The 21,265-nt window shown below is 63.9% G+C and carries 24 protein-coding genes and 2 tRNA genes; 21 read left to right on the top strand and 5 right to left on the bottom strand.

What is annotated here, in order from left to right:
* Window positions 1-92: 92 nt before the first annotated feature.
* From ACTHLA_RS14660 to ACTHLA_RS14575, 18 genes are all read left to right on the top strand, one after another.
* On the top strand, window positions 93-236 hold the full coding sequence (locus ACTHLA_RS14660; RefSeq protein ID WP_440190880.1) for a hypothetical protein: 144 nt from the start codon (window positions 93-95) through the stop codon (window positions 234-236).
* Window positions 237-348: 112 nt separating this feature from the next.
* Window positions 349-1,647, top strand: a complete 1,299-nt coding sequence (murA, locus tag ACTHLA_RS14655; protein ID WP_440190877.1) for a UDP-N-acetylglucosamine 1-carboxyvinyltransferase — start codon at window positions 349-351, stop codon at window positions 1,645-1,647.
* Complete coding sequence (locus ACTHLA_RS14650; protein ID WP_440190874.1) at window positions 1,648-2,100, top strand: DUF2948 family protein; 453 nt, start codon at window positions 1,648-1,650, stop codon at window positions 2,098-2,100.
* Between the two features lie 3 nt (window positions 2,101-2,103).
* Window positions 2,104-2,568 carry a UPF0262 family protein gene (locus ACTHLA_RS14645; protein WP_440190871.1) on the top strand — a complete coding sequence of 155 codons (465 nt, stop codon included), beginning with the start codon at window positions 2,104-2,106 and terminating at the stop codon, window positions 2,566-2,568.
* Between the two features lie 258 nt (window positions 2,569-2,826).
* The gene (locus ACTHLA_RS14640; protein ID WP_440190868.1) at window positions 2,827-3,351 is read left to right on the top strand and encodes a porin family protein; all 525 of its coding nucleotides are present in this window, start codon (window positions 2,827-2,829) and stop codon (window positions 3,349-3,351) included.
* A gap of 178 nt (window positions 3,352-3,529) precedes the next feature.
* Window positions 3,530-3,751 carry a translation initiation factor IF-1 gene (gene infA / locus ACTHLA_RS14635; protein WP_440190865.1) on the top strand — a complete coding sequence of 74 codons (222 nt, stop codon included), beginning with the start codon at window positions 3,530-3,532 and terminating at the stop codon, window positions 3,749-3,751.
* 4 nt (window positions 3,752-3,755) lie between these two features.
* Window positions 3,756-4,346, top strand: a complete 591-nt coding sequence (locus ACTHLA_RS14630) for a Maf family protein (protein ID WP_440190862.1) — start codon at window positions 3,756-3,758, stop codon at window positions 4,344-4,346.
* Window positions 4,343-5,329 carry a ribonuclease E/G gene (locus ACTHLA_RS14625; protein WP_440190859.1) on the top strand — a complete coding sequence of 329 codons (987 nt, stop codon included), beginning with the start codon at window positions 4,343-4,345 and terminating at the stop codon, window positions 5,327-5,329. Before ACTHLA_RS14630 ends, ACTHLA_RS14625 begins: the two co-directional genes overlap by 4 nt.
* Window positions 5,326-5,559 (top strand): DNA gyrase inhibitor YacG, encoded by a 234-nt coding sequence (locus tag ACTHLA_RS14620; RefSeq protein WP_440190856.1) that lies wholly within the window; start codon window positions 5,326-5,328, stop codon window positions 5,557-5,559. Before ACTHLA_RS14625 ends, ACTHLA_RS14620 begins: the two co-directional genes overlap by 4 nt.
* A gap of 103 nt (window positions 5,560-5,662) precedes the next feature.
* Window positions 5,663-5,738, top strand: a tRNA-Phe gene (locus tag ACTHLA_RS14615).
* Window positions 5,739-6,386: 648 nt separating this feature from the next.
* Window positions 6,387-7,277, top strand: a complete 891-nt coding sequence (locus ACTHLA_RS14610) for a MotA/TolQ/ExbB proton channel family protein (RefSeq protein WP_440190853.1) — start codon at window positions 6,387-6,389, stop codon at window positions 7,275-7,277.
* Window positions 7,278-7,282: 5 nt separating this feature from the next.
* Window positions 7,283-7,726, top strand: coding sequence for a biopolymer transporter ExbD (locus tag ACTHLA_RS14605; protein WP_440190850.1), 444 nt, complete (start codon window positions 7,283-7,285; stop codon window positions 7,724-7,726).
* A gap of 74 nt (window positions 7,727-7,800) precedes the next feature.
* The gene (locus ACTHLA_RS14600) at window positions 7,801-8,442 is read left to right on the top strand and encodes a TonB family protein (protein ID WP_440190847.1); all 642 of its coding nucleotides are present in this window, start codon (window positions 7,801-7,803) and stop codon (window positions 8,440-8,442) included.
* Between the two features lie 251 nt (window positions 8,443-8,693).
* Window positions 8,694-9,395: a hypothetical protein gene (locus ACTHLA_RS14595; protein ID WP_440190844.1), complete on the top strand. Its 702-nt coding sequence runs from the start codon at window positions 8,694-8,696 to the stop codon at window positions 9,393-9,395.
* A gap of 72 nt (window positions 9,396-9,467) precedes the next feature.
* Window positions 9,468-9,779: a hypothetical protein gene (locus ACTHLA_RS14590; RefSeq protein WP_440190842.1), complete on the top strand. Its 312-nt coding sequence runs from the start codon at window positions 9,468-9,470 to the stop codon at window positions 9,777-9,779.
* 75 nt (window positions 9,780-9,854) lie between these two features.
* Window positions 9,855-9,930 (top strand) — tRNA-His (locus tag ACTHLA_RS14585).
* An 86-nt stretch (window positions 9,931-10,016) separates the two neighbouring features.
* Window positions 10,017-11,042, top strand: coding sequence for an NAD(P)/FAD-dependent oxidoreductase (locus ACTHLA_RS14580; RefSeq protein ID WP_440190839.1), 1,026 nt, complete (start codon window positions 10,017-10,019; stop codon window positions 11,040-11,042).
* A 38-nt stretch (window positions 11,043-11,080) separates the two neighbouring features.
* A complete protein-coding gene (locus ACTHLA_RS14575) occupies window positions 11,081-12,010 on the top strand; it encodes a transglycosylase SLT domain-containing protein (RefSeq protein WP_440190836.1) in 930 nt (309 codons plus the stop codon).
* On the opposite strand, the gene ACTHLA_RS14570 is transcribed toward ACTHLA_RS14575, so the two are convergent.
* Window positions 11,984-13,792 carry an ATP-binding protein gene (locus ACTHLA_RS14570; protein ID WP_440190833.1) on the bottom strand — a complete coding sequence of 603 codons (1,809 nt, stop codon included), beginning with the start codon at window positions 13,790-13,792 and terminating at the stop codon, window positions 11,984-11,986. The two genes, ACTHLA_RS14575 and ACTHLA_RS14570, sit on opposite strands and share 27 nt — an antisense overlap.
* Window positions 13,793-13,988: 196 nt before the next feature.
* Here ACTHLA_RS14570 and ACTHLA_RS14565 point away from each other — a divergent pair, with 196 nt between their 5' ends.
* Window positions 13,989-15,140: a DUF2336 domain-containing protein gene (locus ACTHLA_RS14565; protein WP_440190830.1), complete on the top strand. Its 1,152-nt coding sequence runs from the start codon at window positions 13,989-13,991 to the stop codon at window positions 15,138-15,140.
* 80 nt (window positions 15,141-15,220) lie between these two features.
* Here the strand turns inward: ACTHLA_RS14565 and ACTHLA_RS14560 are convergent, their stop codons facing one another.
* The 3 genes from ACTHLA_RS14560 to ACTHLA_RS14550 all read right to left on the bottom strand — a co-directional run bounded on the left by ACTHLA_RS14560 (window position 15,221) and on the right by ACTHLA_RS14550 (window position 17,465).
* Window positions 15,221-15,715 (bottom strand): Hpt domain-containing protein, encoded by a 495-nt coding sequence (locus ACTHLA_RS14560; RefSeq protein ID WP_440190827.1) that lies wholly within the window; start codon window positions 15,713-15,715, stop codon window positions 15,221-15,223.
* A gap of 113 nt (window positions 15,716-15,828) precedes the next feature.
* Complete coding sequence (locus tag ACTHLA_RS14555) at window positions 15,829-16,587, bottom strand: NAD kinase (protein WP_440190824.1); 759 nt, start codon at window positions 16,585-16,587, stop codon at window positions 15,829-15,831.
* Between the two features lie 86 nt (window positions 16,588-16,673).
* On the bottom strand, window positions 16,674-17,465 hold the full coding sequence (locus ACTHLA_RS14550; RefSeq protein ID WP_440190821.1) for a DUF2336 domain-containing protein: 792 nt from the start codon (window positions 17,463-17,465) through the stop codon (window positions 16,674-16,676).
* A 210-nt stretch (window positions 17,466-17,675) separates the two neighbouring features.
* Between ACTHLA_RS14550 and ACTHLA_RS14545 the strand changes: the two genes are divergently transcribed.
* Complete coding sequence (locus tag ACTHLA_RS14545; RefSeq protein WP_440190818.1) at window positions 17,676-19,025, top strand: hypothetical protein; 1,350 nt, start codon at window positions 17,676-17,678, stop codon at window positions 19,023-19,025.
* 28 nt (window positions 19,026-19,053) lie between these two features.
* Here the strand turns inward: ACTHLA_RS14545 and ypfJ are convergent, their stop codons facing one another.
* A complete protein-coding gene (gene ypfJ, locus ACTHLA_RS14540) occupies window positions 19,054-19,920 on the bottom strand; it encodes a KPN_02809 family neutral zinc metallopeptidase (protein WP_440190815.1) in 867 nt (288 codons plus the stop codon).
* A gap of 273 nt (window positions 19,921-20,193) precedes the next feature.
* Between ypfJ and ACTHLA_RS14535 the strand changes: the two genes are divergently transcribed.
* Window positions 20,194-21,261, top strand: coding sequence for an efflux RND transporter periplasmic adaptor subunit (locus ACTHLA_RS14535; RefSeq protein WP_440190812.1), 1,068 nt, complete (start codon window positions 20,194-20,196; stop codon window positions 21,259-21,261).
* Window positions 21,262-21,265: the final 4 nt, after the last annotated feature.

Genomic DNA, 21,265 nt, shown 5'->3' with positions numbered 1-21,265 from the left:
TAGCCAAACTTTGTGCGAAGGCAAAGCGAAAAATGCCGGGACTTGCAATTATTCCCCGCATTTTTTAGGACGGATGCGAAGGATCACGTCGCATGTCGAAGAAAACCGAGCCCACGCAACCGAAAACCGCCGCCGAACAACGCGCCGAGCGTTTGCAGGCGGCGCTGCGCGACAATCTGCGCAGACGTAAGGCGTCTCAGACACAACAGCCCGACACGGATGACGCGCAAACCTGATCACGCAAATGCGAGCCGCACCCTTACGCAAAAGTCGTTGCACGGCGCACAAGGTCATGTAGAACCGCTCTTTCCGCTGTGGTGCGGATGAGTTGACGGAATTTCAGGTTTTATGGATCGCATCGCTATTGTGGGCGGCAGCCCTCTGTTCGGGGACATTCCCATTTCCGGCGCCAAGAATTCGGCCATCAAGCTGATGGCGGCGTCGCTGCTGACCTCCGAGCCGGTGCGCCTGACCAATATGCCGCGTCTGGCTGATACGCGCCTGCTGTCGCGCCTGTTGCAGCGTTTCGGCTGCGGCGTCAGCGAAAGCGACGGCGAGGGCGGGCAGGAGATGCGGCTGCATACGCCGGAAATCACCTCGGCCTTCGCGCCCTATGATCTGGTGCGCCAGATGCGCGCCTCGTTCAATGTGCTGGGGCCGCTTTTGGCGCGCACCGGCCACGCCAAGGTGTCTTTGCCCGGCGGCTGCACCAACGGCGCGCGTCCGGTCGATCTGCACCTGAAGGCGCTGGAGGCGCTGGGCGCCCATATCGACATGCACGAAGGCTATGTCTTCGCTCAGGCGCCGCGCGGCCTGAAGGGCGGCGAGATCGAATTCCCCTTCGTCAGCGTCGGCGCCACCGAACACGCCCTGATGGCGGCGGTGCTGGCGCACGGAACGACCGAAATGAAGAACTGCGCGCGCGAGCCGGAGATCGTCGATCTGGCGGAATGCCTGAACGCCATGGGCGCGCGCATTTCCGGCGCGGGAACCTCGACAATGGTGGTCGAAGGCGTCACCAGCTTGCACGGGACCGACTGGCCGGTGATTTGCGACCGCATCGAGGCGGGCACCTATGCGGTGGCCGGGGCGATGGCGGGCGGCGAGGTGCGGCTGACCAAGGTGCGCCCGGACCTGATCGCCATCCTGCTCGACAAGCTGGAGGCGGCGGGCTGCGAGGTGCATCGCGGCTTCGACACCGTGACCATCACGCGCAAGGACGGCCAGCGTCTCAAGCCGGTCGATGTGACCACCGACGTCTATCCGGGGTTCGCCACCGATTTGCAGGCGCAGTTCATGGCGCTGATGACGCTGGCGGACGGCGAATCGACGATACGCGAGACGATTTTTGAAAACCGCTTCATGCACGTCCCGGAACTGGGGCGTCTGGGCGCCGATATTTCGGTCAGCGGCGGCGAAGCCGTGGTGCGCGGCGTCACCGAGCTGCGCGGCGCGCAGGTGATGGCCACCGATCTGCGCGCTTCGGCCTGCCTGGTGATTGCGGGGCTGGCGGCGCGCGGCGAAACCGTCGTCAACCGCGTCTATCACCTCGACCGCGGCTTTGAGAATCTTGAGGGCAAGCTGTCGGCCTGCGGCGCAAATGTGCGGCGCCTCAAGGGCGACTCGTCGATCCCGGAAGAGGAATAGATGTTCGGCTGGGGCAAACCGTCAAAGCCTCTGCGTCTGATCGCGGAGACGCCGGAGGACGTGGCCGCCGTCGCGGCGCTGGTTCAGGACGCCGCCTTGCGCGCGGGCGATCTGAGCTATGACGCCGAGGCGCGGCATTTTACGATGACGATGAACCGCTTCTGCCACGAGGCCGCGTCAGGACGGGCTTTGCGCGCGCCGTCGGTTCTGCGCGTCGCCTCTGTGCTGCGGGTGCAGGCGCGCGGCTTTGATCCCAAGGCTTCGGCGGCGCCGCTTTGCCTGCTCGACCTGGCGGTTGAGGCGCTGGAAGCGCCCGCCGTCGCCCTGACATTGCGCTTCGCGGGCGAGGGGGCTAAGGATGTGCGCATCGAAGCCGAATGCGTCGATCTGACCCTGCTCGACCTGGCCGCGCCGCGTCGCGCGCGGTCGGCGCCCAATCATCAGACGGACTAAGCCATGCGTCTCGCCAGCATCGATATCGACGAAAACAGCCTCGCGGCGCCGTCCGACCAGATCGAACACGAACGCAAGGTGGCGATCTTCGACCTGATCGAAAAGAACAGCTTTACCCCCGAAGGGGCGGCGGAGGCTGGCGCGGAGGGGCCTTTCGATCTGCGACTGGCGCTGGAGGATAACCGGCTGGTGTTCGATATCAGCGGCTCCGGCTATGTGCGCAAGATTCTGCTGTCGCTGACGCCGTTCAAGATGATGCTGCGCGATTATCGCATGATCTGCGAAAGCTATTATGACGCGCTGAAGAACGCCACGCCCGCCCAGATCGAGTCGATCGACATGGGCCGACGCGGCGTCCATAATGAAGGCGCCGAACTGCTGACCGAACGCCTCAAGGGCAAGATCGACATTGATCATGAGACGTCGCGCCGCCTGTTCACGCTCATCAATGCGCTGGTGCGGAACTGATCGGCAATAATTGCCTATCCTTATGATTTTCTTACATTTTTGTAAGGCTTAGCCGTTCATGTCGGGTTCATCTACATGGCCCGATTCCGGCGGAAAGCAGACCTTTGGCCGCACTTGCGGCGCAAACCTGTCCTTTTCGCCGCAATCGGGCGCAAATACCTAAAAACGACCTCGGAAAGGCCCCACGAAGGCCGGGGCGCGTCTCCATATTTTCCTCAGGCGACGAAACGATCGCCGTAACGAACTATGGAGCACATTATGAAGAAGATCCTCATCATCGCCGCGGCGGGCGTCGCCGCGTCTCTGGCTTTGACCGGCGTGGCTTCCGCTCAGGAAGTCGGCCATGTCTATGGCTCGCTGGGCTATCAGAACAGCAATAACGACAAGACCAATTCCAATCTCGGTAGCGTCGATGCGCGCGTCGGCACGAAGCTGAACCGTTATTTCGGCGTTGAGGGCGAAGCCGCCTTCGGCACGAACCACGACGACACCGCCGCCGGTCGCTACAAGCTGACCAACAAGTGGGGCGCCTATGGCGTCGGTTATCTGCCGGTGTCGCAGAATTTCGACCTGATTGGCCGCGTCGGCGTTTCCGACACCGATATGAAGGCTCCGCCCGCCGCCGGCAAGCTGGAGCAGGGCACGGCGCTCGATTACGGCGTCGGCGCCCAGTACCACCTCAATTCGGACTATGCGCTGCGCGCCGATGTGACCAAGTCCGACTTCAATGGCGATAAGGGGTCTTCGACCACCACTTCGCTGAACCTTGTCAAGAAGTTCTGATTCCCCCCACGTCAGAAAGCTTGATGACAACGCCTCCCGCCTAGCGCGGGGGGCGTTTTCGCATTGTTCCCGGCCATTAGGGCTTTTCTCCGGAAGGCTTTAGGTATAAAGGGGCGCACCTGTCCTGTACACCCGCGCCCTGAGTCTGCCATGACCGGGCCGTCCATCGAGAGGCCGAATGGCTAAAGAAGAACTGCTGGAATTTCCGGGAACCGTTGTCGAACTGCTGCCCAACGCCACGTTTCGCGTGAAGCTTGAGGACAGCGGCCACGAGATCATTGCCCATACGGCGGGCAAGCTGCGCAAGAACCGCATCCGTGTGCTGGCCGGAGACCGTATTCTGGTGGAAATGACGCCTTACGATCTGACCAAGGGCCGCATCACCTACCGCTTCCGGTAACAGCGTGGTCAAGGACGTGCGCGCCGCGCCCTTTATTCTGGCCAGCGCCAGCCCGAGGCGGCGCGATCTGCTGGCCCTGATCGGGCTAACGCCCGACCTTATCGCCGCCGCCGATCTCGACGAATCCCCTTTGCCGAAAGAAACGCCTGCACGGCTGGCCGAGAGGCTGGCCGTCGATAAGGCGCGCTGCGTGGCCGCGTCGCACGCGGGCGGCGTGGTGCTGGCCGCCGATACGGTGGTGGCCATGGGCCGCCGCGTTCTGGATAAGGCGCATCATGATCAGGATGTGCGCCTGTGCCTTGAGAGGATGTCCGGGCGCGGCCACCGCGTCTATACCGGCGTTGCGGTGGTTGCGCCGGACGGACGGCTGTCGTCGCGACTGGTCGAGACGCGCATCAGTTTCAAACGTCTGAGCGCCGCCGACATCGACGCCTATATCGCCAGCGGCGAGGGCGTCGGCAAGGCGGGCGGCTATGCGATTCAGGGGCTGGCGGGCGCCTTCGTCACCCATCTGGTTGGTTCTTATACGGGCGTGATGGGGCTGCCGCTCTACGAGACGCGCTGCCTGCTCGAAGGCGCGGGGCTGCGGGCGTGATCCAGCTCGTCTATGAGAGCCGGTTCGGGCTGGCGCGCGGCGCGCTGCTGCTCGACGGACGACCGTTTTGCTATCAGGAGGGTCTGGAGAACGATCCGGCGCTCGATCGTCTCGGCGTCGTCTCGCTGGCGCGGCTGACGGCCAAGGCGGGCGGTATGGCGTTTCTGACTCTGGCCGACGGCGCCGAAGCGATTCTGGACGCGCCGCAGGAGATATTGGCGAAATTGCCGGAAGGCGCCGCTGTCGAGATCGAGATCGTCGCCGAGGCGCGCGCGGGCAAGCGGGCGCGGGCGCGGTTGCTGAAAGAAGGGCAGGGGGCGTTGCGCCGTCTGTCGCCTGTCGCGTCTTTACGCGAGCGCCTGCTGGCTCTGGCGGGCGGCGCGGTCGCCGAACTGGACGATCCTGATGTGCTCGACGCCGCTGAGGCCGAGGCCTTGTCGCCCTCCGGCCCGATGTCGGGCGGCGGCCATCTGAGCCTTGAGCGCACGCGCGCCCTGATCGCCTGCGACGTCGATGCGGGCGCTGGCGAGAGCGTTCTGACGCCGCGCGCTTTCGCGAAGGCGTGCAATGAGCGGGCGATGGCCGAGGTCGCGCGCCGTCTGCGTCTGAGCGGGCTGGCCGGGCTGGTGGTGGTCGATCTGATCGGCAAGCGTCATGACGGCGCGCGCCTGACGGGCCTCCTGCGCGCCGCCTTTGGCGATGAGCCGGTCCAGATCGGCGCGCTGGGTAAGTTCGGGACTTTGGAATTTGTCCGTCCGTGGGCGGCGACGCCTTTGATGGACCGGCGCGACGATCCGCTGCGTCACGCGCATTTGCTGCTGCGCGAGGCGGCGCGCCGCGCGGAGCCTGGCAGGTTTCTGACCTTGCGCGCGCCTGCGACGATATTAGATAGGGTGCGAACGCAACTGGCCGGATCGCTTGATCCGCTGGCGGCAGTGATGCGGCTGGAGAGCGCCGCGCAGACGGAGGTGATGCTGACATGACGGTTCGGAAATGCGCGCGCTGCCGCCAACCTTATGAAGACGCGCCCGAAATCGGCGTCAATGCCGCGAAATCCTATGCGCCCTTCTGCTCCAAACGCTGCGCCGACGTCGATCTGGTCCACTGGCTCAAGGGCGAGTATGTCATCGACGGCGCGGGCGGGCTGGCGATTGACGAGGATGACGGCGGCGCCGATGCGCCTGCCCATGAAGCGGATGGGGATAGGTTCTGATTTTTTCAGAAATTGCGCTGGTCGGGGCTGGACAAGGCAAAAACCCTCGCCTATAGACCTGCCTCCGCAACGGCGCTGGCGAAAAGCGCGCTGATCGCGACAGGCCTGGATAGCTCAGTTGGTAGAGCAGCGGATTGAAAATCCGCGTGTCGCTGGTTCGATTCCGGCTCCAGGCACCACCTTTTCCTTATATGAAGTCGGCATGAAGGCCAGCGGCCTGGGTATCGCCGTGCGTGATTCTCCATCCTTGGCGCGCGAAAATTGAACGCCATGCCGCTCAACATATGGGAGCGGTAACATTGTTCGCGATAGCCTTCAGGTTGTGCGGTGAGCCGAGCTGCTCGCCTTCTGAGCGTCACAGGGCAGTTTTGATGATTTTTTTTCATTTGAGCCGCTTAAAAATTTTTACCGTCGGCTGAAGATTAACTATCGGACATGTTTGAAGTTTTGACGCAATATATATGTAGGGTCGTAGAGGTTGCGATCACGCGTCATGAAAAAGTCTGTAACAGACGTCTTGACGTTTAAGGCTTTGCCGGATCATTTAGGCCCAAACCGATTTGTGCGTGGAATGCCTCTGCGAACAAATGGGTCGCCTTGTGGTTCATGTCGGACCATCGGGCAGGGTTTGCGCCTCTGGCGCGCGATACGGACGTAGATCTGTGCGCGGGCTGTCAGGCGCGAGGGGTCCGCTGACGGGACGATCGACCGAAAAGGGCGTCGTTGCGGTGGCGGGTCTGTGGTTTTAACATGGGGTAAACGCTTCCCCCCTTTAGTCCTTGGTCGGCCCTTAGCAGGGAATGTCCATAATCAGGAATTGGCGAAAAATGCTCGAACACAAGAAACACAACAAGTTTGCTGCTCTGCTTGGCGCCGCGGCGCTCATCATGAGCACCCCCGCCCTGGCCGTTGCGGCCACGGCGACCGCTCCGGACGCCACGTCGGCGGCCGCTGCGTCGGCGCCTGCGGCTGACGCTGCTGCGACCTCGACCGACGATTCGTCGGCCTCGACCGCCGCCCTGCCCAAGAAGGTTGACGTCGATTTCGTGTCGATGTTCTCCGGCGCGACCTGGACCGTGAAGATCGTCATGACCCTGCTGGCCGTCTGCTCGGTCATCTCCTGGGTTCTGCTGGTCATGAAGATGATGGACTTCGGTTCGCTGAACCGCGTCACCACGCAGTTCCTCGAAGCTTATCGCGGCGCCCGCTCGATTGCGGACATCAACCGCATCGCCACCTCGGATGAATTCGCGGGCAACCCGCTGGCCGATATGGCCGCCGTCGCCACCGAAGAAGTGCAACTGTCCAAGCAAGCCGGTCTGTCGGTTTCGGGCGAACACCGCGACGCCACCCTGCACCGCGCCGAAGCTTCGGTCGCCGCCGTTCAGGCCGGTCTGGCCAAGCGCCTGTCGGGCGGTCTGTCCTTCCTGGCCTCGGTCGGTTCGACCGGTCCGTTCGTCGGTCTGTTCGGTACGGTTTACGGCATCATGTACTCCTTCATCGGCATCTCCAACTCGGGTACGACCAACCTGGCCGTCGTCGCTCCGGGTATCGCCGAAGCGCTGATGGCGACCGGCCTCGGCCTGATCGCCGCTATCCCGGCCGTCGTGATGTACAACCTCTTCAACACCGGCATCACCAACTACGGCACGCGCTCTGAGCAGTTTGTGTCCGAACTGATGAACTCTCTGTCGCGTCAACTCGACAAAGGGGCGTAAGCGATATGGGAGCCAAGCTATCAGGTGGTGGCGGCTCGAAGTTTCACGTCGAAGCCAATTCGGACATTAACGTAACTCCGTTCGTCGACGTTATGCTGGTTCTACTGATCATCTTCATGGTGGCGGCGCCGCTCGCCACTGTGTCGGTGGAGGTAAAACTTCCGAAAGCCACGGCTAAACCGCAGCCAAACCCGCAAAAGCCGGTGTACATCTCGCTCAAAAAAGACGGGAGCCTGTACATCAGCAATAGCGAAACCTCGATTGACCAGCTTGGGGACGACCTCAAGAAGGCGATCGGTCAGCGCGACCCGGAGCAGGAACGCATCTTCATTCGTTGTGACAGGCTAACCCGTTACGCCGACTTCATGCAGGTCATGAACAAGTTGCAGGATTCCGGCTTCTACAGCGTGGCGCTCGTCGGTGAAGACGCGAATAACAAAGGGTCTTAGATTCGATGGAAGAAACACCCCATAGAAAACGGGACCCTATTCTTGATCCGCCTGAGAAGAAGAATGCAGCTTCTTTGTGGGTCGGGATTGGCGTCGCCGCCGTTATACACTTAGGCGTGGGTTACTATTTCTGGAACGCTAAGTTCAAGGAAAAGGAAATCAAGTTCAAGGACGAGAAGGTGAAGGTCGATCTGGTGGCTCCGCCGCCTCCGCCGCCTCCGCCTCCGCCTCCGCCGCCTCCGCCGCCGAAAGCGCCGCCGCCCCCCGTGGTGCAGCCGCGTGAAACGCCGCCGGTGCCGAACGTTACGCCGCCGCCGCCGATCCCGGTGCCGCCTGTTCCCAAGGAACAGCACCAGGACTACAAGGCGCCGCCGGCTGAAATGAACCAGAACGTGCCGCCTCCTCCGGCGCCCGCAGGCCCCCACTATGTGGAAGGCCAGTGGAGCTATCCGAACGGCAACCAACTGGCGGACCTTTATCCGGAGCGCGCTCTGGATAACGAAGTCGAAGGCACGGTCACGATCGACTGCGCCATCAATTCTTCGGGCAAGGTCACGTCGTGCGACATCGTCAGCGAAAGCCCCAAGGGCTATGGCTTCGGCGCCGCGACGGTCAAGGCGTTCATTCGCTACGCTCACGTTGACCCGAAATCGGTCGGCGGTCAGCTACGCGATGGCGACCGCAAGAAGTTCACCTATAAGTGGGTGCTCGGCTAAGCGGTTATGCAAACCGAACAGGAAAACGCCCCGGAGCGATCCGGGGCGTTTTTTTGTTGGCGCTACGGCAACCTGTGATCACAGAAATGGGATTTTCCATGAAGGCGTGATTTTGATACGGTAATAAGATAACAACAAGAAACGACAGTTGCGCACTCTTGATGCAGGTTCCGTGACCCGCGCGCGCCGTCACATCCGCGACCCGCCGCCGGTCCGCCTTCTGCGTAGCCTTAACCACAAAGGAGACGCTTATGATTGATGTTATCCGCAACGACCACATTCCGCTCTACGACCGGGGCCAGCCGCAGGGCCTGTCGAAGTCGCTGTACTGGGGCATTGGCCTGGCCGTCCTGCTGCACGTGCTGCTGGTCTGGTATCTGATCCACCAAAGCTTCAGCGGTCCTGCGCCGGAGCCCGCGCCGCCGCCGCAACCGTCCATCGGGCTGACGCTGGAAACCTTGCCGCCGCCTCCGCCGCAAACGACGCATCCTGTCCCGCCGCGCATCGTCCCGCACGAGACGCCGCTGACCCCGCCGCCAACCGTGGCGACCACGCCGATCGCTCCGGTCAAACCCGTGGCGCAGACCGCATCCAGCGTCGCGCCGGTGATCGACAACACGCCAGTGACCAGCGCCAGCGCCTCGGCCAGCAGCAGCGGCCCTGTCTATGTGACGCCGCACTGGACGCGCTTCCCCGACAGCAACGCCCTGGCCAGCTATTACCCGCCGCGCGCCCTCGATAATGAGGTCGAAGGCAGCAGCATGGTCGAATGCACAGTCATGGATGACAAGGGCCGCGTGGCCTGCGTCGCCGTCAGCGAAACACCGAAGGGCTATGGCTTTGGGGCCGCTACAGCGCGCATGGTGCAGGAACGCGGTCGCGTTGACACCCATCAGGGCGAAGTGCGCGTCGGCTCGAAACTGCGCACCACAGTCAAGTGGACGCTGGGCTAGTCTTTGGGGTGAAGTCTATCAGGGCTTCGCCCCGATACCAAACGTCCGAATTCAGAAGAAAGGAGAGGTATCATGCGTACAGTCATCTCTATGACGCTGGCGTTGGCAGCCTTGGCGACGCCCGCGCTGGCCGACGATATGAGCGGCTTCGCGGCGCGCCATCCGGTGATCAAAGAAGACGTCGCCAGGGTGAAACTGGATTGCGTGGTGCGCGCAGATGGCGGTCTCAAGGATTGCCGCATCGTCAGCGCCAACCCTGCCGGACGCGCGGAGGCCTTTAAGGTCGTCCACCGTTTTGAAACCGAAGTTCATCTACAGCCAGGTCAGGCGAAACCCGGCGCGCACAAACGCCTCACCTATGTCTGGACAAAGGACGCGACCTAAAATCACAGTTTTCTGCCGGAAAAGGCTTGATTGCCCGCGCCGCCCATATTAGAGGATGCGGCCTTGCGATGATGTGCCGCCTTAGCTCACTTGGTAGAGCGCCAGATTGTGGCTCTGGAGGTAGCCGGTTCGAAACCTGCAGGCGGTACCATCGCAAGTTCGCCCGACACTGAAAAAAGCGCACCCGGCACGGAATGCCGCATGGCGTTTTGGTTTTGAAGCGGCTAACACGCGCCTATGGCGTCTTCTTCCCCAAAATCAGTTCTCATCATTGGCGGCGGCATTGTCGGCCTGACCTGCGCCGTGGTCCTGCGTGACAGCGGCCATAAGGTTACGGTCATCGCCGCGGAGTCTTCGGAACACACGGCGTCCGGCGTGGCAGCGGGCATGATCGCTCCGGCGCTGGAGGCGATGAACGAAGCCGATACCGCCATGGCGTTTCAACGATTGAAAGCGGCGCAAACCGTCTGGCGGACCTTGCAGGCGGCCTGGCCGCAGGCTGCGCGTGACGCCGTTGTCGCGACCCTGGCGCAGGAGTCGGACTATATTGGATCGCCGGAAGCGCTTGAACGGCTGGCGAAGACGGGCGCGCCTCTGACGCCTGCGGGCGAGGGGCGTATGCGGGTGCGCGGCGACGGACTGGTCGAGGCGGCGGCGACACTGAACGCGCTGCAAGCGCATCTGCTGGCGCTCGGCGGCGAGGTGATTTGCGACCGCGTCGAGCGTGTGAGCGGCGATGACGTCATGCTTGCGGACGGAACGCGACGGAACGCCGAATTTGTCATCATCGCCGCCGGTTATGGCGCGCGCGCCTTCGCCGGTCAGGTTCCGTCTCTGGCTTGTTTGACTCCCATCAAAGGCCATCTGCTGGACGTTCCCGGCGTGGCGGGACGCGGCGTGCTGCGCGCCGCCAGCGGTTACTGGGCGCGCTACGCCGAGTCCGCCAAGTTCGGCGCCACCATGGAGGCGGGCCGCGACGACGCCGGGATTGACGCCGATATCGTCGCCGACCTCAAGGCCCGCGCGCAGGCCCTGACGCCGGACGTGGATCTGAGCAAGGCTCAGGCGCGCGTCGGCGTGCGCGCCGCCACGCCCGACGGCTGGCCGCTGATCGGTCGCGATGCGGCATCCGGCGTGTTGGTGGCGACCGGCATGCGCCGCAACGGCTATGTGTTCGCGCCTCTGGCGGCGCAGATCCTGCTGGATCTGATCGAGGGGCGCGCGACGGATAGGGATTACGATCCCAATCGCTTCGCGCATTAAGACGATTTTAACCGTAAGATCGGCAAAATTTGCCGATTATGTCGATCCTGCCCGGAACCTCATCTGACGCCAGCGCCCTGACCCAGGGCGCGCAGACGCTCGCCAATGGCGTGGTCGGTGCGATTCAGCGCGCGGCCAGGGCCACGGGCGTCGATTTCGGCTATCTGGTCAAGACGGCGCAGCGCGAGAGCGCGCTCAATCCCAATGCCCGCGCGCGCACCTCGTCGGCGGCGGGGTTGTTTCAGTTTATCGAGCAGACCTGGCTCGGCATGCTCAAGACCAATGGCGCGCGCCATGGCTACGGCGCCTATGCCGACCAGATCGTCAAGGGGCGCGACGGACGCTATCACGTCAGCGACCCGAACGCGCGTCAGGCTGTGCTGGCCCTGCGTTACAATCCCGACGCCAATGCGACCATGGCGGCGGAGATGACGGCGGGACATGCCGCTTACCTGCGCGGACGCATCGGACGCGACCCGACGCAGGGCGAACTCTACGCCGCGCATTTTCTCGGCCCGGACGGCGCCGCCGACCTGATTCACGCCAACGCTGTGCGACCGCAGGCCAGCGCGGCCAGCCTGTTTCCGCAGGCGGCGCGCGCCAACCACAACATCTTCTACAGCCACGGCCACGCCCTGTCGGTCAGCGACGTCATGGCCAATCTGACGCGCACGGCGGGCGACGCAAAGGTGTCTGCGACGCCGGACGCGCCGGAAGCGCCGGACGTGGACGCCGATCCACGCCTGATCGCCAGCCTGACGCGCCTCAGCAATGAGCAGATGCTGTTGTCTTTGGTGTTTGGCGGGAACAACGGCTTTGGCGGCAGCGGGTTCGGCCAAGGCGTTTTTGGTCAGGGAAGCGCGCCCGGCGACATGCTGCTGAATGCGCAACTGATGTCCGCCTTCGGTCCGGCGAGCGCAGATGAGGATAAGGACGCCGGTTCAGGCCTTGCCGGTCTGCTGGGCTGAGGCCTGCATCAGGGCGCGGCTGAGGCTTTCCGGCGATTGCGGCAGGATCAGCGGCGTGATCCCCAGGGCCTGCAAGGCTTCGGCTTGGTCTCCGGCGGGCAGCAGGGCCAGAATGCGCGCCGAGGCGGGTTGGCTGGCTTGCAGGGCGGCGACAAAGGTCGCCAGACGCGCGCAGCCTTCATCGCTGTCCAGATCGTCGAAGCGTCCGGCGCTGATCACACAGGCGTCGATCTCGGCCTTCTTCGCCAGCGACAGGCCGCGTTCGCGCGTCGTCGCGCTCAGGCACTTGTGCCCAAGCCGCTCCAGCATGTCGCGCAATTCAAGCGCAGGCAGGCTGTCGCCAGCGATCAGCAGCACGCGCAGGGACGGCGCTGCGATAGGTTCGTCTTTGACGTCAAGGGTTTGCGTCGGCGCGGAGGCTTGCGAGTCGAACGGCAGGTCGAGCCAGAATTTCGAGCCGACGTCGCGCGTGCTTTCAGCGCCCGCGCGTCCGCCCATCAGTTCAGCCAGCGCGCGCGACAGGGACAGGCCCAGTCCTGCGCCGGATGTGCCCGCCGAGGTGCGCGCGATGCGGATGTGCGGGCGGAAGGCCTGCGCCAGTTCGCCGGGACTGAGGCCGGGGCCGGAATCGACGACCTCAATCCGCAGAAGACCATCGGGCAGGGCCAGCGCCTTCAGCTCGACGCGGCCCTGCGCCGTATAGAGCAGCGCGTTGGACAGAAGGTGCGCCAGCACCTGCTCGACGCGGTGTTCGTCGCCCAGAGCCGCGCCATGAGCGGGCAGGGCGTCGAGATTGCAACTCAGACTTAGACCCTTGCCTTGCGCCAGACCGGAGAACTGCGCGCACAGACGGCGGCAGACCGTGGCGATGTCCAGAGGCGCCGTATCCAGTTCGATGCGGCCCGCCGCCGCCGTGTCATTGTCCAGCGTGGTGGTCAGCATGGTTTGCAAGTGGGCGATTTCGCCCAGCGCGGTGTCGATATATTGCCGCGGCGCCGGGGCGCGCGTCAGGTGGGTGAGGCCGTGCAGCAGGTTCTGCTCGACGCCGCGCAGCCCGGTCTGGATTTCGCGCGACAGGGTCTCCATCAGGGCGATGCGCGCCTGTCCCTGCGCCTGCGCCTCTGCGCGGGCGGCTTCGCGCTCACGCGCCAGACCGAGGCGCGCATGTTCGAGCAGATAATGCTCCTGCATGTGACGATTCAGCGTGAAGGCCATGGCGAAGGTCAGGGCCAGGCCGCCCGACATGATCTGCAGGAGCTGCGCGTCATGCGGAACCAGGGTCAGGGCCAGCAAGGGGGCGGCGGCGGCCAGAGCGCCGAACACCAGCAGTCCGATCAGTATCGGCGCCGAAAAGAAGATGACGCCTGCGGCGGCGCCCGCGCACAGCATCAGCAGCATATCGGGCCGCGCGCCGTAAATGGCGGCGCTCAGGCAGACGCCGATATGGATCATCACCCACAGGCCGCTGGCGGCGAAATGCCTGAGAAGGCGCTGGCGCAGATTGTCGCGATCGCTTTCCTCCGACGCGGGCTCCAGCCGCTGGGTCTGGCGGCGCAGGGCCAGAAAGGCCGCCCAGCCGATCGTAAAGGCCGCCAGCCACAGGGCGAGCATCCAGTCCGGCAGGTTCACATGCCCGGCCCATAGCAATAACGGCAGACCGATGCCGAAAAAGCCGCCGGCGTAGAGGGCCAGGCGCGTCTGCGCCTTCAGGCCATAATCGAGCGCAACCTCGTCACGGGACAGGGGCTTTGGAGCGGCGGCGGCGGACAGGGGGGCGTTCATGTGCGCGACCTTACGCCGCAAGCGTTGCTTTCCGGTTACCCACAGGCGCGGCGATTGTAAGGAGGCGATAAAAATACGATGCGGAACTGGGGCGGAAAAAGGTTAATTTTACCGTCATATGTGCATGGATAAAGGATTCGTTAGCTATCCGGCGCGAGACTCGCGGCAACTTGCATCCTACGGGAGATTCGCTGTTATGAACGCGCTTTTCACCCCCCAGCGCATGGCGCTGACCGAGAGCGACATCGAGCGTCTGGTGCGCAGCGATAACGCCGACGATCGCGCGGTCGCCACGCACAAGGTTTGTCGCCTGATGGAGCGCCGCGCGCTCAGCGAGAGCGAACGCGCAGCGGCGCAGGACATTGTCCGCATGCTGGCGCAGGACGCCGCCGAACTGGTGCGCCGCGCTCTGGCCGTGACCTTGCGCGCTTCGGATCTGTTGCCGCACGATGTCGCCCTGAAGCTGGCTCAGGACGCGGTCAGCGTCGCCGCGCCGGTGATCAGCCATTCGCCATTGTTCAGCGACGCCGATCTGACCGAGATCGTCCGCTCCGGCGGACCGGCGCGTCAGATCGCCGTGGCCCGGCGCGACAGCCTGTCGGAAACCGTCACCTCGGCCCTGGCCGAAGTCGCGGTCGAAGAGGCGGTGGTCATTGCCTGCGCCAACGACAATGCGCGCTTTTCCGAAAGCGGCATGGGCCGCGTTCTGGATCGTTTCGGGGAGTCCGAAGTCGTCCACAGCGTGCTGATTCACCGCGCCAGCCTGCCGGTGTCGGTGTCGGAGCGTCTGATCCATATCGTCTCCGGCGCTCTGCGCGAGCAACTGGTGGCGCAACACGCCATCAGCCCGGAAACGGCGCTGGAGATCGCCACGGCGACCCAGGAGCGCGCCACGCTCGATCTGGCCGATCAGACCGGGCGCCATCGCGACCCGGAGGCGCTGGCCAAACATCTGGCCGCCAATGGCCGCCTGAACGCCTCGCTGCTGCTGCGCGCCCTGGTGCGGGGCCATATGAGCTTCTTCGAACATGGTCTGGCCGAGCTGTCGGGCGTGCCGCATGCGCGCACCTGGTTGATGGTGCATGACGCCGGGGCGCTGGGGCTGCGTGCGATTTATGACCGCGCCGGACTGCCCGCGCGCCTGTTTCCGACCTTCCGCATCGCGGTTGACGCCTGGCGCGCTCTGACATCCGAAGCGGGCGACATGGATTCCGGCCGGTTTCAGACCCTGCTGATCGAGCGCTTCCTGACCCAGGCGCCCTACGCGCCGCGCGAAGACCTGATCTATCTGTACGAACGGCTGGATCGCCGCCTGAGCGCGCAGTCGCCCTTGCCGAAGGCCGCGTAAGGCGCGGACGAGGCGTCATCAGAAACGAAAAAGCCGCCCGGTCCGGGCGGCTTTTTTTTATCTCAGCATAGTGGTGACGGTCAGCTATCCATGCCGATTTTTCCCAGATGCTCCTTAACGCGGGCCTCCAGCGTCTCGGAGAGAATTTTGCCGACCGGGTGGCCTTCGTCCTTGATCTGGTCGCGGACGATGGCGCGGATGGCGTCGAGATGCGCCTCCACCAGCATGCGCGGGGCCTGCAGGCGCTTTTCCGGCTCGTCCAGCATCTTGCACAGCGAACCGGCCATGCGGCTGATCAGCGGATAGCCGTAGGTGGTGCCGAGCCCCTTGAGGTCATGCGCGCGGTAAAAAAGCTGATCGCTGTTGGCGGCGTTCAGGCCCTCGGCCTTGATCTGCGCCTGCACGTCCTCCAGCTTCTTGATTTCCTCCAGCAGCCAGTCGCCGAACTGGCTGGACAGGTCGGCCAGAGCGGCTTCGGCCTTGGCGATGGCCTCCTTGTCGATCGCGCCCAGCCGTCCGCCGACCTTGGCGCGCAGCGTGTTGGGAACCTGAATGATCTGGGCCTTTTCCGACATGGGAACTCCTGAAAAGCCGAATTTCGCAAGGGCAACTGCGCATCAAAGTAAACGGCGGGCGTTTAAGAAGCGCTAATGCGCCGACATTTTCCTTGCCGCCTTCGCGGCCAGCGTCAGGAGGCGAACTGTTCGGCCAGTACGCGCTCGTCATAGCCGTTGCCGGCGTCGAACAGCAGGGTGGCCTTGAGGTCTTCGGCCTCGGCGATATCGACGCTGATCACGTCGCGCACGTCGAACGTGTCGGCGGCGGCGCCGATCGGGCGCTTATCAGCCTCCAGGGTCTCGAAACGCACCTCAGCGGTGTGCGGCAGGATGGCGCCGCGCCAGCGCCGGGGACGGAAGGCGCTGATCGGCGTCAGGGCCAGCGCCTTGGCGGTCAGGGGGATGATCGGTCCGTGCGCGGACAGATTATAAGCGGTCGACCCGGCGGGGGTCGCCACCATGGCGCCGTCGCACATCAACTCGTCAAGCCGCACCTTGCCGTCGATCAGAATGCGCAGCTTGGCGCCCTGGTGCGATTGACGCAGCAGAGAGACCTCATTGAAGGCCAGCGCCTTGTGCGTTTCGCCGGAGCGCGTGCGCGCGGTCATGCCCAGTGGGCTGATCAGCGTGCTTTCGCTTTTGAGGATGCGCCCGATCAGGTCATCTTCGGCGTAGTCGTTGAGCAGAAAACCGACGCTGCCGCGATTCATGCCAAAGATCGGAATGCGATCTTGCAGGTATTTATGCACGGTTTGCAGCAGGAAGCCGTCGCCGCCCAGCGCCACGACGACATCGGGTTTGTCCGACGCGCCGTATTTCGCCTTCAGGCGTTCGCAGGCGGCCCTGGCTTCGGGGCGGTCGGAGGCGGTGAAGTCGAGACGTAGGGACATGATCGGGATCGCGGTGGCGGGTGCGCCTATCTGAGAGCCCTATCTAAGAGCATTGCCTGCGCATGGCCAAGCAAAAATCGGCCTTGTCAGACCAATGCGCTTTTCAGGCGCGTCAGAGCCGCAGAGGGCGTAAGGTCGAAAATCGACAGGATCAGCGCTTTCAGGGCGTCCGGCAGGGGCGGTTGCCCGCCATGAACGGCCTGCCAGTGCGCAAGGATGCGGCGAAAGGCGGCGCGGTCGAAGCCGAGCGCGCAGGCCAGCAGGGCCAGCGGCGCGACCGAACCGCTGTGCAGGCGGCGCCACAGGCTTTCGGCGTCGAGATCGAGGCGCCGCGCCGCCTCGCGCGTGAAGCCGCCCGTCGATCCGGCGCGCAGACGTGACAGCAAGCGCAGATTCATCTGCGACAGGGGTTCGCCGATGTCGAGACGCACCTGCGCCGCCTTGAGGCGCGGATGGGCGAGGACGGCGGCGCGCAGGTCGGAATCGCCGAGCGCGCGCGTCGCCAGAAAGGCTTCGTCCTCGGCGTCGAACTCGATTGTGGGGTTGCCGAGCAGGGCCAGCAGCACACTGGCGCGCTGGGTGCGCAGCAACGCCTTGACCACGCGCCAGTCCAGACCGGCGCGGCCTGCGATCAGGCGATGATGTGCTTCGCCGGTCGCCATGATCAGGGCCAGCAGGGCCTGCGGCGTCAGGGCGGGCAGGCGGGCCTGCAGCAAAGGCGCGGCGATCTCGGCAGGCATCTGGCCGAGTCGCACAATCAGATCCTGTTCCGTGACCGGCAGTGCGCCAGCAGCGTCCGGCCCCGGCGCGCGCGACGGCGCTTCCGGCGTTACGGGCGTCGGGGCGAGGTCCGGTTGCAGATGCGCGGGCAGGGCCAAGGCGGCGTTATCCCCGGTGAAGTCGGCTGACGAATCAGCGTTGAGCGAATCAAGTGTAGCAAATGTGGCGGCGAGCGCGTGAACACTTGCTTAAAGCGGCGTCTGTCGCATTTTTCGACGCATGAGCGAAAAATCGTCCCTGTGTTAATCTTGTCTCAATCGACCGCTTACTAAGGTTCAGACTGGTAAGAGTATCTCGGAAGGGCCGGCATGTCCGACATCGACCCCGAACGCCAGACTGCGAACGGCCGGAACGCGTCAGCGACCGCGCGCGAGAAGCTGGCGATTGAGCACGACCGGGCGGTGGAAATCGTCGAGCGTCTGCGCGAGACTCATGTCGACATCACCGGGCACGCCTTCCTGCTGCGATTGGACACGCTGATTGTGCGTCTGGGCGCGAAATGGGACGTCAAGCGCGAACTCGTCTTCGAACATCTGAAAACCGCCTTTGAGCGAGACTATCAGGAGCCCAACTGGTGCATCCCGATCAATGACGACGCCTGGATGGGACTGTTGCCTGAGATTGGATCGCGCAAGGGCGCGATGGTCATGACGCAGATCTGGCGCGACATCTGCGGTTTCTTTGTCGGCGATATGTCCGCGCTGGAGACGCCGTTGTTTGAGGTTCTGGTCGAGGATGTTGACACCTTTTCTCTGGAAAAGATTGATCTGAAAACCTTTTTTGACGCCGCTCATGAAGACGAGGCGCCGGTCAAGGCGCGTAGTCGCGGGTTTCAAAGTGAAGATGGCCGCAGTCCCGGCGAGGCGCCGCAGGCGACGGCGATTCAACGTCCGATGATCGTGGCGGCGTCAGTGACCTATGGCGGCCGCTCGCTGAAGGTGGCCAGTTCGGCGGAGCCTTTGTTCGAGATGAAGAAGATGGTCATGATCGGCCATCGCCTTGAATCCCTGGTCATGGACGAGATGGACAACGCCCTGCTGGACCGCAAGGCGCTGGCCAATCTCGACTGGGGCCTGCGTGAAATGGCCGACATTATCAATATTGATCAGGGCCTGAAGCTGCTGCGGCTGAAAAGCCCGGAGCAGCGCAAGATGGTCATGCTGGTTCCGGCGGCCTTTTCGACCTTCGCTTCGGCGCGGGCGCGGCAGAAGATCACCTCGGAAGTCGCGCGCGCAGCGGCGGAAATGGGACTGAAAGTGCTGTTTGAAGTGCGCGGACTGGATGGCGTGCCGCCGCATCGCATTCTGGAAATCGTGTCGCTGATCAAGCCGTTCTGCATGACGGTGGTCGGTTCGGTCAGCCCCGATCGCAAGGCGATCGCGGCCCTGACCAAGTGCGGCCTGTCCGGGGTCTGTCTGGAATATGACGGCGTCAAACGCGAGGAGGACGCCCTGCGCGATTTTCTGTCCACGCTGAGTCAGGCGGCCAAGAGCGCCGCTGGCGCCTGCATGATGCAGGGCTTTGACAATTATCGTCAGATGGCGGTGGCGCGGCTGGCCGGAGTCACCCACGCCAGCATCAAGACGGCGGCGCTGATGGCGCCGCGACCGCACGCCGAACCGGCGCATGACGCCGAAATGGAAGCGCGCGAAGCTTAGATTGAGCCGCTGCTAAATTGAACCGCTGCTAAATTGAGCCGCTGAACGTATCGCAATCGGCAGGACTCCCCTTGGCGAAACCGGCCTTGAACCAGTGTTCGCGCTGCGCAGAGGTTCCGTGCGTGAAGCTGTCGGGGACTACGCGGCCTTGCGTCTCCTTTTGCAGCGTATCATCGCCGACCGCCGCCGCCGCGCCCAAAGCCTCGTCAATATCGTCCGCCTCCAGCCAGTGCTTCTGATCGTCGGAACGTCTGGCCCACACGCCCGCATAACAGTCGGCCTGAAGCTCCAGCCGCACGGACAGCCTGTTGGCGGCGGTCTTGCTCAGGCCCTGCTCCTGTTCGTGAACGGCGTCGGAAACGCCGAGCAGCTTCTGGGTGTGATGGCCTTCTTCATGGGCGATCACATAGGCGCGGGCGAAGTCGCCGCGGGCGCCCAATTGCTGTTCGAGCGTGGTGAAGAAGTCGAGATCGAGGTAGATCTTCTCGTCTTCCGGGCAGTAGAACGGCCCCATGGCCGACTGGCCGTAACCGCAGCCGGTCTGCGTGCCCTGCGAATAGAGCACGATAGCGGACGGGCGATAGGTCTTGCCCTCGGACGCGAAGATCGACGACCAGATGTCGTCGGTTGAGGTGTGGACGATGTCGGCGAAGCGGCAGGTCTCGTCGTCCGCAGGGCAGGATGAGGCCGCCACCGGACCTGAGCCTGCGGCCTCGGTCCCCGCGTCGCCGCCTGTTGCGGACAGCAACTGCCTCGGATCGACATGGAAGACGAAGGACAGCAGCAGAACGACGATGATGACGCCGAGGCTCCCGCCGCCGACAATATGCGGCGCTCCGATGCCGCCGCCGCGGCGATCCTCAACGCCGCTCTCGCGTCCATCCTGCCAGCGCATGAAGCCCTCCCGATAGGTCCGCAACGACTATCCGCTACGCTGGCGCGTATTTCAAGCGCGCAGAGAATATGATTGCTGACAGTTTTAGTCGCGGGTTAAGACCATGTGTGGCAAAACAGGCGACACAGTTCCAGCGTACAAGATGTAGGAATTTTAATGTTAGGTTTCGTTGACTCGTCGCGGAGCCGCCAGCATCATGTCCGCTAACATCAGGCTGACAGCTCAGTTATAAAAAATCAGGATCGACACGACGTGCATAATTCGGGGCAGAAGATGAGGCTGAAGCCGGTATGGCTGACGGCGGGCGTGATGCTGGCCGTCATGGCGGGCGTGCAGGGATGCGCCAAGAAGGCGAATGGCGACAATTCGGCGGCGTCGCATGCGGCGACCGTCAATTACGCTGTCGTGCAACAGGTCAGCGCGCCGGTGCATATCACCGGCTCCGGCTCGATCAGCGCCTGGCAGGAGGTGCCGGTCGGCGCCGAAACCGGCGGCCTGACCGCCGTGGCGCTGCTGGCCGATGAAGGCCAGACCGTGACGCAGGGCCAGCCCCTGCTGAAGATGAATGACGTGCTTTTGCAGGCGCAGCTCAAACAGGCCAGCGCCAATTACGATCAGGCCAACAAGGCCTATCAGCGCGCCGAAACTCTGTACAAGCAGGGCTATCTGTCCGCGGCGGGCCTCGATCAGGCGCAGGCCTCGATGCTGACGACCCAGGCGGCGCTTGAGACGGCGCAGACGCAGTTGTCGCTGGCGACGGTGCGCGCGCCGGTCGCGGGCGTGGTCACCTCGCGCAAGGCGGTGCTGGGTCAGATCGTGCAGCAGGGCGCGGAACTGTTCCGCATCGTGCGCGACGCGCGCATCGAACTGAACATGCAGGTGGTCGAATCCGATCTGCACGCCATCAAGCCGGGCATGAGCGCGGTTGTGACCAGCGAATCGACGGGCCCTGTCAATGGAACGGTGCGCATTGTCACGCCGGAGGTCGATCCCGACACGCGGCTCGGCATGGCGCGCATTTCGGTGCCGTGGGCGTCGGGTCTTCGACCGGGCATGTTCGCGCAAGGCAGCATCGACGCCGGTCTGCAAAGCGTGATGGAGGTTCCGCAGACCGCCATCGTCTATTCGGAAAACAAACCCGCCGTCTATTATATCTCTGCGGACAACAAGGTGCATCTGCGCAAGGTGACGCTGGGCGACCATGTCGGCAATAATGTCGTGCTGAAGGACGCCGTCGCGCCGGGCGACCGCGTCGTGACCACGGGCGCAGGCTTCCTGAACGACGGCGATACGGTCAAGCCGGTCGCGGCGGCGTCGGGCAGCGAAACGGCTGGAGGCTAGGCGC

The organism is Asticcacaulis sp. (genome assembly GCF_051956075.1).
Classification (GTDB): Bacteria; Pseudomonadota; Alphaproteobacteria; order Caulobacterales; family Caulobacteraceae; genus Asticcacaulis.
Note: the sequence above shows the minus strand (reverse complement) of the source record. Positions and strands in the feature narration are given on the sequence as shown.

What these genes read in the sequence shown, in the direction of transcription:
- ACTHLA_RS14565 (WP_440190830.1), top strand. Translation starts at nt 13,989, where the DNA reads ATGAACGCGCTTTTCACCCCCCAGCGCATGGCGCTGACCGAGAGCGAC.
- ACTHLA_RS14555 (WP_440190824.1), bottom strand. Translation starts at nt 16,587, where the DNA reads ATGTCCCTACGTCTCGACTTCACCGCCTCCGACCGCCCCGAAGCCAGG.
- ACTHLA_RS14645 (WP_440190871.1), top strand. Translation starts at nt 2,104, where the DNA reads ATGCGTCTCGCCAGCATCGATATCGACGAAAACAGCCTCGCGGCGCCG.
- ACTHLA_RS14590 (WP_440190842.1), top strand. Translation starts at nt 9,468, where the DNA reads ATGCGTACAGTCATCTCTATGACGCTGGCGTTGGCAGCCTTGGCGACG.
- ACTHLA_RS14605 (WP_440190850.1), top strand. Translation starts at nt 7,283, where the DNA reads ATGGGAGCCAAGCTATCAGGTGGTGGCGGCTCGAAGTTTCACGTCGAA.
- ACTHLA_RS14580 (WP_440190839.1), top strand. Translation starts at nt 10,017, where the DNA reads ATGGCGTCTTCTTCCCCAAAATCAGTTCTCATCATTGGCGGCGGCATT.
- ACTHLA_RS14560 (WP_440190827.1), bottom strand. Translation starts at nt 15,715, where the DNA reads ATGTCGGAAAAGGCCCAGATCATTCAGGTTCCCAACACGCTGCGCGCC.
- ACTHLA_RS14545 (WP_440190818.1), top strand. Translation starts at nt 17,676, where the DNA reads ATGTCCGACATCGACCCCGAACGCCAGACTGCGAACGGCCGGAACGCG.
- murA (WP_440190877.1), top strand. Translation starts at nt 349, where the DNA reads ATGGATCGCATCGCTATTGTGGGCGGCAGCCCTCTGTTCGGGGACATT.
- ACTHLA_RS14640 (WP_440190868.1), top strand. Translation starts at nt 2,827, where the DNA reads ATGAAGAAGATCCTCATCATCGCCGCGGCGGGCGTCGCCGCGTCTCTG.
- ACTHLA_RS14660 (WP_440190880.1), top strand. Translation starts at nt 93, where the DNA reads ATGTCGAAGAAAACCGAGCCCACGCAACCGAAAACCGCCGCCGAACAA.
- ACTHLA_RS14595 (WP_440190844.1), top strand. Translation starts at nt 8,694, where the DNA reads ATGATTGATGTTATCCGCAACGACCACATTCCGCTCTACGACCGGGGC.
- ACTHLA_RS14575 (WP_440190836.1), top strand. Translation starts at nt 11,081, where the DNA reads ATGTCGATCCTGCCCGGAACCTCATCTGACGCCAGCGCCCTGACCCAG.
- infA (WP_440190865.1), top strand. Translation starts at nt 3,530, where the DNA reads ATGGCTAAAGAAGAACTGCTGGAATTTCCGGGAACCGTTGTCGAACTG.
- ACTHLA_RS14610 (WP_440190853.1), top strand. Translation starts at nt 6,387, where the DNA reads ATGCTCGAACACAAGAAACACAACAAGTTTGCTGCTCTGCTTGGCGCC.
- ACTHLA_RS14650 (WP_440190874.1), top strand. Translation starts at nt 1,648, where the DNA reads ATGTTCGGCTGGGGCAAACCGTCAAAGCCTCTGCGTCTGATCGCGGAG.
- ACTHLA_RS14570 (WP_440190833.1), bottom strand. Translation starts at nt 13,792, where the DNA reads ATGAACGCCCCCCTGTCCGCCGCCGCCGCTCCAAAGCCCCTGTCCCGT.
- ACTHLA_RS14620 (WP_440190856.1), top strand. Translation starts at nt 5,326, where the DNA reads ATGACGGTTCGGAAATGCGCGCGCTGCCGCCAACCTTATGAAGACGCG.
- ypfJ (WP_440190815.1), bottom strand. Translation starts at nt 19,920, where the DNA reads ATGCGCTGGCAGGATGGACGCGAGAGCGGCGTTGAGGATCGCCGCGGC.
- ACTHLA_RS14535 (WP_440190812.1), top strand. Translation starts at nt 20,194, where the DNA reads ATGAGGCTGAAGCCGGTATGGCTGACGGCGGGCGTGATGCTGGCCGTC.